Source organism: Streptomyces sp. 5-10, from assembly GCF_014712245.1.
Taxonomy (GTDB): Bacteria; Actinomycetota; Actinomycetes; order Streptomycetales; family Streptomycetaceae; genus Streptomyces; species Streptomyces violaceusniger.
The window spans coordinates 1-11,769 of record NZ_JACVYG010000110.1; the positions used below are offsets into that span (position 1 = coordinate 1).

The following is an 11,769-nucleotide window of genomic DNA, read 5'->3' on the forward strand; positions in this document are numbered from 1 at the left end:
CCTCCTCCACACGCTCACCACCACCCCCGACCTGCCCATCCACCAGATCGACATCCTCACCCCAGACGAACGACAGACCATCCTCCACACCTGGAACAACACCCAACGCCAGATACCGGCCGCAACGGCGACGGAACTGTTCGAAGCCCAGGCAGCGCGCACCCCAGAAGCGACGGCCGTCGTCTGCGACGACGATGAATGGTCGTACGCCGAACTGGATGCCCGCTCCAACCAGCTGGCCCGCCACCTCATCAGCCTGGGTGTGGGGCCGGAGTCACTGGTCGCTGTGGTGATGGACCGCTCAGCCGAGCTGGTGGCCGTGCTGCTGGGCGTCCTCAAGGCAGGTGGGGCGTACGTGCCCATCGACCCCGAGCACCCTGCCGCCCGCGTCCGCCACATCCTCCACACGGCACAGCCGACCCTGCTGATCAGGACCAGCGCCACTGAGGTCCCGGCCGACGGCCCGCACCACATCACCCTGGACGACCCGCACACCGAGAAAGTTCTGGCAGGGTCCGACGCCGGCCCACTGACCGACGCCGACCGCACCGCACCGCCGCATCCCGACCACGCGGCGTATGCGATCTTTACCTCTGGCTCCACGGGCACCCCCAAAGGCATCACCGTCCCGCAGCGCGGGGTGGTGAACCTCTTGGACTGGATGCAGTCGCGATTTCCGCTGTCATCCACGGACCGGGTGCTGCATCGGACGCCGTTCGGGTTCGATGCGTCGGTGCCGGAGCTGTTGTGGCCCCTGTCGCAGGGTGCCGTCCTGGTGGTCGCCTCGCCCGGCGGTCACCGCGACCCCGACTACCTCGCCGAACTCATCACAGCTGAACGTGTCACCGTCGCCCAGTTCGTGCCCGCGCTACTGTCGGCGTTCCTCGCCCGTCCCGCCACCGAGTTCCCCAGCCTGCGGATGGTGTTCGTCGGCGGTGAGGCGCTGCCGCCCAAGCTGCGCGATGACTTCCACGAGATGTGCCCGGTGCCGTTGTACAACGTGTACGGCCCGGCGGAAAGCACGGTCGATGTGACGTGCCACCAGTGCCGTGCTGGTGAGCGCGGCACGGTTCCGATCGGGTCTCCGGTGGACAACACACGGGTGTTCGTGCTCGACCGCGGGCTACGGCCGGTGCCGCCCGGGGTGGCGGGTGAGCTCTACCTCGCCGGTGCGCAGCTGGCGCGAGGGTATCTGGGCCGTACGGGCTTGACGGGTGAACGGTTCGTGGCGTGCCCGTTCCCCACGGAGCCGGGTGAGCGGATGTACCGGACCGGGGATGTGGTGCGCTGGACGGGCGACGGGGTGCTGGAGTTCGTCGGCCGGGCGGATGACCAGGTGAAGATCCGCGGGTTCCGCATCGAGCCGGGCGAGGTCGAGGCCGTCCTGTCCGGGCACGAGCGTGTCGCGCGGGTGGCGGTCGTGGTGCGTGGGGATACCGCGGATGACAAGCGCCTGGTGGCTTATGTGGTGCCCAGCGAAGAGTCCCCCGCCGATGGCCTGGTGGCGGAGCTGCGGGCGTTCGCCGGACGGCGGTTGCCGCAGTACATGGTGCCGTCGGCGGTGGTCGTGCTGGACACCTTGCCCTTGACGGTGAACGGCAAGCTGGACCGAGCGGCGCTGCCGGCCCCGGAACCCGCCGCCGCAGGCGCGGGGCGAGGCCCGTCCACACCGCGCGAGGACGCCCTGTGTACGGTCTTCGCGCAGGTACTGGGGGTGCCCCGGGTCGGACCGGACGATGACTTCTTCGACCTGGGCGGGCACTCTCTACTGGCGGTCCGGCTGGTCAACCGCATTCGGACGGCGCTAGGGCTAGAGGTGCCCGTACGGGCCGTATTCGAGACTCCGACACCGGCTGGGCTGGCCGCGAATCACGGCTTCGAAGCGAGTAACCGTCCCGCGCTCAGCCGTAGGCCACGCCAGAAGGAGTCTTCGTAGAGCGGAGGTGGAACGGAAACGTCCCCCGCACCACGGTTGGTGCGGGGGACGACCGGCAGCTGACGGTGAGCGCCATATCCGCGGGCGGTCGGGCGGGCGGAGGCGTTCCGCGCGACCAGGACTTGTCCGGCCGATCATGTACGGCGCCAGATGACGCGAGTCGCGACGGTGACGGTGCCGAGATGGACGGAGCTGCGTCTGTCATAGCGCGTGGACGCGTAAGTTTCACGGCGACGGCGACTGCGGAGGTACGAGTATCGCCTGCAGAGCCGGACCAACGCGCCGGACGATCGCCTCGCGCTCCTCCTCGGCGAGCACGGAGACTTGCAGGATCTGCCGACCGACGGTGATGCCGATCAGCATGGAGGACGCGAGAGCGGCGCGGAGCGCGGCGTCATGGCGGTCCGATCCGAAGTGCTGGACGCCCTCGGACAGTCGCGATTCGACGAACTCTCGAAGTTGTGTGCTCGCCTGTTCGTTGGAGACCGCTCCGCGCAGCATCGCCCGCAGCGCGTCGGCGTCGGGGTGATCGCCCTCCCAGACGGCGAGATACGCCCGGACGGCCTGCTCGCCGACCGATTCGAGAGGACCGCTGAACGCGCCCGCGATGCGGGAGAGTGCCTCGGGCGAGATCGACATCACCGCTCCGAAGAGCTCGTCCTTCGACCGGAAGAACTGCATGACGAGTGCGGCGTCGACGCCGGCGTCCGCGGCGATCGCACGGATCGTCGTGCCTTTGAACCCGGCTGCGGCGAACTGCCGACGCGCGGCGTTGAGCACCGCTTGGCGGGTCGTGTTCTGCCCGGGCCTTCGGCCGCGCCGCGCAGACGGCTCCTGCGTCTTGAGTTGCTCAGCCATGCCAGCAGTGTACGGTGTAGCGATATCAACGCCTGTTGATATCGCTACCCGATCAAAGAGGTACGCCATGGAGAGCAGCCGAAGGATCTACAGGCCGTCCGAGCCGCTGGCGCCCGGCGGCCCGCGGTACGGGATCCTTCGATCCTGCGTTTCCGCGGATCCGACGGCAGGCTCCGCGTCTCACTGCGCCACCTCGACGACACACTCTCCGTCGACGACGTACCCGCCCACACCTTCGACCGGACCGAGAAGCTCGCCGCCGGTCCGACACGCCTGAGGAAAGCCCATGACGCAGACAGGTATCCTGGCCGGCCCGATCACCGGTCTCACCTACGAAACCCCCACTCACCAGGGACTCACGGGAGAGAAGGGCGAATTCCTGTACGAGGAGGGAGAGCGGGTCGCCTTCCTCGTCGGGGCGACGCCCATCGGCAACGTCTCCGCCCGTCCCCGGGTGAACCTGGCGCAGATCGTCGCCCGTGTGGACGGTGATGTCGCCAAGCTGCGCGACCCCGGGCTGACGAACATCGCCCGATTCGTGTTCACCCTCGGCCGGAAGAACATCCGGGACCACGGGACACAGATCGCCCCAGAGGTCCACGACATCATCGGCCGCCGGCACATCGATTTCCGGCACGACGCCGACTTCCAGGGCACCGCTGTCGCCGACAAGGTCCAGGCGTTCACCGACGACCCGGTCGTCGCCGAGATCCTGCGGGATCTGAACGAAGCCGGAGTCTTCGAGGACACCGGCCCGCGGACTCTGTGCACGCCGGCGAACGCCCGCAATGAAGTGCGGCGCAACGTGATGGGCATCCTGCGGTTCCGCGACGTCAAGATCCCGCTGCAAAACGGCGAATACGTCCTGGCGGACGTCTTCCGGCCCGCCCAGCCGGGCACCTACCCGGTCGTCATCAGCTCGGGGCCCTACGGCAAGGCGTTCAACCACCACTCCATCGCGACCGCCACCGACCTCGAAGAGCACGAGCTCATGGAGGACGACTACTTCTGTGGCAATCCCGGCGGACAGCCCTTCGAGAATCACGAAACGGTCAACACCGCCTCCTGGGTTCCCGACGGATACGCCGTCGTACGAACCGACATGCCCGGCACCGGCAACAACCCCGGACGGCTCACCCCCTGGGGAATCGCCGGAGCCGAGGCTCTTCGCGACTGCATTGAGTGGGCCGGCGTTCAGCCATGGTCCAACGGCAACGTCGGCACCTGGGGCATGTCGTACCTCGCGATGAGCCAGCACCAGGCCGCCAGCCTCAAGCCCAAGCACCTCAAGGCGATGATCGCCATCGGCACCGACGTGGACCTCTACGAGGAGGTCGCCTACAACGGCGGAATCTTCAACGAGCAGTTCTGGCCCGTCTGGAAAGCGAACGGGATCGACCCCGCAGTCGTCGGAACGCCCGACATCGCGGACTTCATCCACACCCTCAAGGACAGCCCCTTCCGCGACAGCGACCCGGACGCCGTTTTCGGACCACGGGCCGATGTCTTCATGAGCCCCGACCTGACCGACGTCACCATCCCCCTCTGGGCCGTCGCCGCAACGACGCACTCCGCCCACTTCCACCAACTCGGCGGCAGCAACGCCTATCTGGCCACGCCGACCGCGAACAAGAAGCTCGACCTCTGGGACGACTGGTTCCAGAAGTCCTACGCCGAGGAGACCGTCGCCGCACACAAGGCGTTCTTCGACCACTGGCTCAAGGGGATCGACAACGGGATCATGGACATCCCGCCCGTGCGCCTGGAGATCCGGTCCGGCAACGGTGCCGCGCTCATCCTTCACGAGAACGAGTGGCCCATCGCCCGCACCGAGTACCGCCGCTGGTACCTCGACGCCTCTCGCACACAGACAGCCCAGCCGGCAGGAGAGCGACAGTTCCTCCGACTGGAGGCGAGCGAGCCGACCGTCTCGGCGCAGCAGCCATACTCGGCCGAGATCGCGCTGGTTCCCCCTGCCCGTGGCGCGGCCCTGCGCGTCGATGCCGCATCGGCCCAGTCCGATCCACGCGCAACCGGCATCTCGTTCCTCAGCGCCCCGCTGACGGCCGACGCGATCCTCGCCGGATACGGCAAAGTCGGCTTGACGGTCTCGTCCACCAGCCACGACATGGACATCTACGTGTCGATACGGGTCATCGACGAGGCCGGCCACGAAGTCGACTTCACCGGATTCGCCACGAGCGGCTTCGGCGATCGCCCCATTCCGCTCATGAAGGGCTGGCTGAAAGCCTCACATCGAAAGATCGACGAAGAACGCAGCACGAACTACACCGTCAAACACACCCATCGCAAAGCCGACTACGCAGAGCTCGTCCCAGACGAGGAGGTCGAGGTCGAGATCGAGCTGGTCCCCAGCACCGGGCTGCTCAGGAAAGGCCAACGCATCCGCGTCGACGTGCAGCCCTACGACGGCGTCGCGCACGGCATGCACCACGCCTACGACCCCGCCTACCACGACGGGGCCGTCAACAGGGTGCACACAGGACCGTCCCGCCTGGGTTATGTACAGCTGCCGATCGTAGGGTGACACCACCGTAGGCTGCCGCTGGAGCACTCACCGGCTGCGTCTGCCGCGGCTCGCTTGTTGTTGACAGGCAGGAACGGCTGGAGCCGTTCCCACTCGGCATCCGTCAGATCTCACGCGCGCTCCCCCAAATCGAACTCCCTGGCCATTGTTTCCCAAATGCGCTGGACCGAGTCAGGATTGGTCATCATCTCGGTATGCGGGCAAGAGACCTCACCCCCTCGCACCTGACCGCCGACATACGGGCGCCATCGCTCCATGCCATCGTTCAATCGGTCGTCAGCAGTTATCAGCAATAGATCGCCTTCGAATTTACGCGTCCGGTGCGCTTGCAGGATCTTTGCGTTGTTCCGCCCGATCTCAAGGAGCGCTTCGTACAGGTCAGGTGACAGGACCTCGGCCATCGCGTCCCCCTCCCGGCTCTTTTCCAACCAAGCCCGCACCCACTCGTCCGAAACAAACGGACCGCCTTCTGGGTATGCGTCCAGCACGACCAAGGCCGCTACCTGCTCACCGGCCTCCTGCAATTGAACGGCCATCTCCTGGGCGACGTGCCCACCGAAAGACCAGCCCAGCAGGTAATACGGCCCCGTGGCCTGAATCTCCCGGATCTCGGCGACATAATCCGCAGCCATCTCCGACATCGATGGGGGCAGTTCCGCCTCGCCGCCGTCAAGACCTCGCGGTCCCACCCCGTAGACCGGGTAGTGCGCCGGCATAGTGTTGGACAGCCGCGCATATTCCCAGCTCAAGTCGCGTCCCGCATGGATGCAGAAGAAAGGCGCCTGATCGCCCGTCGGGCGGAGCGGCACCAGTATTCCCCTGTTGTGCTGTCGTGCGCCCGGCTCCAGCTGATCGGCCAGTCCGGCCGGGGTCGAGGCGGTGACCACCGCCGACATCGACACGTCCACCCCCAGCACCGCCCGGATCCGGCTGACCAGCCGGACCGCGAGCAACGAATGCCCGCCCAACGCGAAGAAGTCGTCGTCGACCCCGACCCGTGGTACACCCAACACCTGCGAGAACACCGAGCACAGGATCTGCTCACGCACCGTGGCGAGACCCCGGTTCCCATCGGCATCCGCGGCGGCCGCCGAGTCCGGTACCGGCAACCCCGCCCGGTCCAGCTTCCCGTTCACCGTCAACGGCAAGGCGTCCAACACCACGACCGCCGACGGCACCATGTACTCCGGCAACCGCTGCCCGGCCAGCGCCCGAAGTTCCGCCACCAGATCATCGGTCGCGGACTTCTCGGCGGGCACCACATAAGCCACGAGCCGCTTGTCACCCGGGACGTCCTCACGTGCGATCACCGCCGCCTGGGCGACCTGGCCGTGCTCGGCCAGCACCGCCTCGACCTCGCCCGGCTCCACCCGGAACCCACGCACCTTCACCTGCTCATCCGCCCGCCCGATGAACTCCAGCACTCCGTCGGCCGACCAGCGCACCACATCCCCGGTCCGGTACATCCGCTCACCCGGCACCAGCGCGAACGGACACGCCACAAACCGCTCGGACGTCAACTCCGCTCGCCCCAGATAGCCACGGGCGAGCCCGACACCCGCTACGTACAGCTCCCCCGCCACCCCCGGCGGCACCGGACTCAGGAAGTCATCCAGCACAAACGCCCGCCTGTTGTCCAACGGATACCCGACGGGCAGCACCTCTCCAGTCTCCTCGGGGTTCCGGAAGAGGATCTGCGTAGCACACAAGGTCACCTCGGTCGGACCATAGAGGTGGCGGACCGTGATGCCGGGCACTGCCTCCAGCACCTGCCGTACCGCGGGGGCGGGCACCACGTCCCCACCGGTGCTGACCTCGACCAGGCCGGCGAACGCGTCCGCGTCCTCTTCGGCGATCACCCGGAACAATCCCGCGGTCAGGTGCGCATGGGTCAGCCCATGACCGGTAACCAGCGACCGCAGCCGCTCAGCGTCAAGCCGTCCTTCCGGAGCGAGCGCCACCTGACCGCCGGTCAGCAATGGCACCCACAGCTCATAGACGGAGGCATCGAACCAGTGCGGCGCCTGCAACAGACCCCGCACCGGTCCCGCGGTGTGCCAGCACCGGTCACCCACCAGATCAGCCACATCCTGGTGCGTGACCGCGACCCCCTTGGGCGCCCCCGTCGAGCCCGACGTGAACATCACATACGCCAGCTGACCAGGCACACACCGCACCGGCACCGCCGTATCCATCACCGCGGACCCGGCGCCCGGCACACCGTCCGCGCCCATCACCGCCGGATCATCGATCAACAACCGGGCCACGCCCACACCTCCCGGCAGGTCTTCGCCCTCGGTCAGATGGTGCTCCAGGCCGCTGGTAGTGATCAGCAGAGCGGGCTGTGCGTCGTGGAGTGTGTGACGGATGCGGGCGGCAGGCTGGTCAGGATCGATGGGCACATAGGCGCCGCCTGCTTTGAGTACGGCCAGCAGTACGGCCACGAGCTCGGGGGAGCGGTCCATGACCACCGCGACCAGTGATTCCGGTCCCACGCCCGCGCTGATCAGGTGACGTGCCAGTCGGTTGGAGCGGGCATCGAGCTCCGCGTAGGTCCACTCCACGTCGTGGCCCACCACCGCCACCGCGTCGGGTGTTCGCGCCACGTGGGCGGCGAACAGCTCCGGCAACGTCACCTCCGGCACCCCACGTGCGGTGTCGTTCCAGGTGTGCAGAACGGTGTGGCGCAGGTCGGGATCGAGGACGGGGAGGTCGGCCAGAGGGGTGTCGGGGTGGTCTTCCAGCGCGGTGACGAGATTGCCGGTGGCGGTCCGCAGCAGCCGGATGACCAGGTCCGGGTCGATGGGGGCGGCGCCCCGGACAGTGAAGCCGAAGCCGGTGCCGTCGTCATCCACCGANCTGGGTGTGTGGTGGCGGTAGTTGAGTATGGCGGTGAACAGGGGGGTGGGTGGTTGTACGCCGCTGGCTTGCTGGGCGGTGGCCAGTGAGGCGTGTTCGTGGACCATGAGGTCGGCCAGCTGGGTCTGCATCAGCCGGAGTGCCCGGCCCGCACCGACCTCACGGATCCCGGCGCGGACGGGCAGGGTGTTGATGAACAGTCCCGGTACCCGGTCCCCGCCGGTACCGGCCTGCATGCGCCCGAACAGCAAGGTACCGAAGACCACATCGTCCCGCCCGGCCAGCGTGGCCAGGACCCGTGTCCAGACCACGTGGAAGACGGTGGCCGGGCTCACCCCCGCCTGCCGGGCCCGCTCCCGTACCCGCGCCGCCAGCTCCCCGTCCAGCACCGCATGCCCGTCGGTGACATCCCGGCCGTCACCACGCACCCGCAACACCCCAAACGGCGCGGTCGGCTCGCTCACCTCCTCAAGCAGACCGGCGAAGTACGCTTCATGCTCGGCTGCCGGCATGCCCAGCAGGGCCTGGCCGACGTACTCCCGGTACGGCAGCGGCTCGGGCAGCTGCTCCGCCCGTCCCTCCAAGACCGCCGCCACCTCATCGAGCACCACATCCAGCGTGGTGTGGTCCTGGGTAATGTGATGCATCCGCCACACCAGCAGCCACCGCCCGGTGCCCGGCTCCGCCGCCACATACCCATCCACCAGCGGAGCACGCCGCAGATCCATCGGCGCACCGCACCGCTCCAGCAACTCCTCCACCACACCCCCCGACCCCACAGCGCCTTGTGTGGTCACGCTGATCCAGGACACCGGCAGCACCACCCGGCGGTGGACCACCTGCACCGGATGAGACAGCCCCTCCCAGGCGATCGAGGTCCGCAGGACCTCATGCCGGTCCATCACCTGCTGCCAGGCCCGCAAAAACGCCTCCAGCCGGGCCCGGGAATCGAACCGGAACACCTGCCGCAGCAGATACGGATCCCGCTCCTGCCCCGCCTGCAACCGGTGATGGAAGAACAACCCTTCCTGCAACGGCCCCAGCCGGTAGACATCCGTCACATTCGCCGCCCCGCCCGGCACCTGGGCCACCACCGCCGCAAGCTCACCCGCACTCAACCCCGCCAGCGGCACCATCTCCGGTGTGATCACCGACGCACCCGCGGGCACCGCCCGCGGCGGCACCCGCACCGGCTCCCGCCCCGCCACCGCCGCCAGCCGCACCGGCGTCGCAGCGGTGAACAACGTCCGCACATCCACCCACACCCCCCGCCCCCGCAACCGCTCCACCAACCGCACCGCCAGCAACGAATGCCCACCCAGATCAAAGAAATTGTCCTCCACCCCCACCCGCTCCAACCCCAACACCTCAGCAAACACCCCACACAAAACCTCCTCACGCACCGTCACCGGACCCCGTCCCCCACCCACACCCAACCCAAAATCCGGCACCGGCAACGCGCCACGATCCACCTTCCCGCTCACCGTCAACGGCAAGGCGTCCAGCACCACCACCGCCGACGGCACCATAAAGTCCGGCAATCGCTCCCCAGCCCACCCCCGCAACTCCGACACCAGACCACCACCGGCAACCAACCCCTCAACCGGCACCACATAAGCCACCAAACGCCTGTCACCCGGAACATCCTCACGCACCACAACCACCACCCGCCCCACACACCCATGCCCCGACAACACCGCCTCCACCTCACCCAGCTCAACCCGGAACCCACGCACCTTCACCTGATCATCCACACGCCCCACAAACTCCANTCCACCGCACCACATCCCCGGTCCGGTACATCCGCTCACCCGGCACCACCCCAAACGGACACGCCACAAACCGCTCACCCGTCACACCACCACGACCAAGATAACCACGCGCCAACCCGACACCGGCCACATACAACTCACCCACAACACCCACCCCCACCGGCCGAAGCCGATCATCAAGGACGAGCGTGCGCGTGTTGGGTATGGGGCGTCCGATGGCGATCTTGTTCCGTTCGCCGGGCGAGCACGGCTGGAACGTCACGTCGATCGTCGTCTCCGTAGGGCCGTAGAGGTTGTACAGCGGCACGGGGAAGACGGCGTGGAAGTCGCGGAGCAGGCTTGCGGAAAGTGGTTCACCTCCGCTGAACACCATGCGCAGGCTTGTGCACGCGGTGATGGCGCGGGCCTGAAGGAATGCCGAGAGCATGGAGGGGACGAATTGGGTGGCGGTGACGTGTTCCCGCGCGATCAGTTCGGCGAGGTAGTCGGGGTCGCGGTGTCCGCCCGGTGCGGCTATCAGGAGGGTGGCGCCTTGCGACAGGGGCCAGAGCAGTTCCCGTACGGACGCGTCGAAGCCGAAGGGCGTGCGGTGCAGGACCCGGTCCTTGGAGGACAGGGGGAACCGCGACCGCATCCAGGTCAGCAGGTTGACCACGCCACGATGGGGGACGGTGACGCCTTTGGGAGTGCCGGTGGAGCCCGAGGTGTGGATGACATACGCCGGGTGGTCGGGCAGAAGTGGCGTCATCCGATCGGCATCGGTCAACGGGGTCCCGTCCGCATGCGCCAGTGCGGCCTCGGTCCTGGCGTCGTCCAGGACGATGCTCGGAGCGAGACTGCCGGTGGGCATGACCGTGCCGCTGGTGGTGACCAGCAGGATGGGCCGGGTGTCGCGGAGGATCTGGTCGATCCGGGCGGGCGGCTGGTCGGGGTCGATGGGTACGTACGCCCCGCCTGCCTTGAGGACGGCCAGCAGCACGGCCACGAGTTCCGCGGAGCGGTCCATCACCACAGCGACCAGTGACTCCGGGCCTACCCCGAGGCCGATCAGGTGGTGGGCCAGCCGGTTGGAGCGGGTGTCCAGTTCGGCGTATGTCCACCGGGTGTTCTCGCAGACGACGGCCGTCGCCTCGGGGGTGCGGGCAGCCTGTGCGGTGAACAGCTCCGGCAGCGTCACCTCCGGCACCGCGTCGGCGGTGTCGTTCCACTCCCGCAGGACCGCCCGTCGTTCGTCGGCATCGAGCGTGTCGATCCGCCGGACGGGCAGGTCTGGATCGGCGGTGACAGCTGCCAAGACCCGCAACAGGCGGGTGGCGAGCGTCTGGGCGGTGGTGGTGTCGAACAGGTCGGTGGCGAAGANCGACCGGTTCCGACTGGAGTCCGGGCAGGTCCACGTGGGCGGTGGGGGTGTTCTGTACGGCCAGCATGATCTGGAACAGTGGGTGGCGGGCGAGGGAGCGTTCCGGTGCCAGTTCCTCCACCAGGCGTTCGAAGGGGATGTCCTGGTGTTCCAGTGCCCCCAGGCCTGTTTCGCGTACTCGGTCCAGTAGTTGTCGGAAGTCGGGGTCGCCGGACAGGTCGGTGCGGATGACGAGGGTGTTGACGAAGAAGCCGACCAGGTCCTCCAGTGCGTCATCCAGCCGTCCGGCCACCGGGGAACCGATAGGGATGTCCTCTCCTGCGCCGAGGCGGGAGAGCAGTACGGCCAGTGCGGCCTGCCAGAGCATGAACATCGTCACGCCCTGCTCGACCGCGAGCCCGGTCAGCCGGGCATGCAGGTCGGCCTCCACCCGCAA

5 protein-coding genes and 3 pseudogenes are annotated in these 11,769 nt (G+C 67.8%); 2 read left to right on the forward strand and 6 right to left on the reverse strand.

What is annotated here, in order from left to right:
• On the forward strand, positions 1-1,936 hold a 1,936-nt coding region (locus IEJ02_RS46805; RefSeq protein ID WP_191070353.1), incomplete at its 5' end, for a non-ribosomal peptide synthetase.
• Between the two features lie 225 nt (positions 1,937-2,161).
• Here IEJ02_RS46805 and IEJ02_RS46810 read toward each other — a convergent pair.
• Positions 2,162-2,794, reverse strand: coding sequence for a TetR/AcrR family transcriptional regulator (locus IEJ02_RS46810; protein ID WP_191070354.1), 633 nt, complete (start codon positions 2,792-2,794; stop codon positions 2,162-2,164).
• A 286-nt stretch (positions 2,795-3,080) separates the two neighbouring features.
• Between IEJ02_RS46810 and IEJ02_RS46815 the strand changes: the two genes are divergently transcribed.
• Complete coding sequence (locus IEJ02_RS46815; RefSeq protein ID WP_191070355.1) at positions 3,081-5,342, forward strand: CocE/NonD family hydrolase; 2,262 nt, start codon at positions 3,081-3,083, stop codon at positions 5,340-5,342.
• A 110-nt stretch (positions 5,343-5,452) separates the two neighbouring features.
• On the opposite strand, the gene IEJ02_RS51505 is transcribed toward IEJ02_RS46815, so the two are convergent.
• From IEJ02_RS51505 to IEJ02_RS50925, 5 genes and pseudogenes are all read right to left on the reverse strand, one after another.
• Positions 5,453-6,151 carry an alpha/beta fold hydrolase gene (locus tag IEJ02_RS51505; protein WP_498067136.1) on the reverse strand — a complete coding sequence of 233 codons (699 nt, stop codon included), beginning with the start codon at positions 6,149-6,151 and terminating at the stop codon, positions 5,453-5,455.
• A 45-nt stretch (positions 6,152-6,196) separates the two neighbouring features.
• Positions 6,197-8,197 (reverse strand): annotated as a pseudogene (locus IEJ02_RS51510) (non-ribosomal peptide synthetase); the annotation flags it as partial.
• 30 nt (positions 8,198-8,227) lie between these two features.
• Positions 8,228-9,988, reverse strand: a pseudogene (locus tag IEJ02_RS51515) (condensation domain-containing protein); the annotation flags it as partial.
• The gene (locus IEJ02_RS46825) at positions 9,948-11,159 is read right to left on the reverse strand and encodes an amino acid adenylation domain-containing protein (protein WP_498067137.1); all 1,212 of its coding nucleotides are present in this window, start codon (positions 11,157-11,159) and stop codon (positions 9,948-9,950) included. The pseudogene IEJ02_RS51515 and the gene IEJ02_RS46825, both read right to left, overlap by 41 nt.
• 187 nt (positions 11,160-11,346) lie before the next feature.
• A pseudogene (locus IEJ02_RS50925) lies at positions 11,347-11,769 on the reverse strand (condensation domain-containing protein); the annotation flags it as partial.

Excerpts from the sequence above, each read along its gene's own strand:
- IEJ02_RS46815 (WP_191070355.1), top strand. The coding sequence starts at position 3,081 with ATGACGCAGACAGGTATCCTGGCCGGCCCGATCACCGGTCTCACCTAC.
- IEJ02_RS46810 (WP_191070354.1), bottom strand. The coding sequence starts at position 2,794 with ATGGCTGAGCAACTCAAGACGCAGGAGCCGTCTGCGCGGCGCGGCCGA.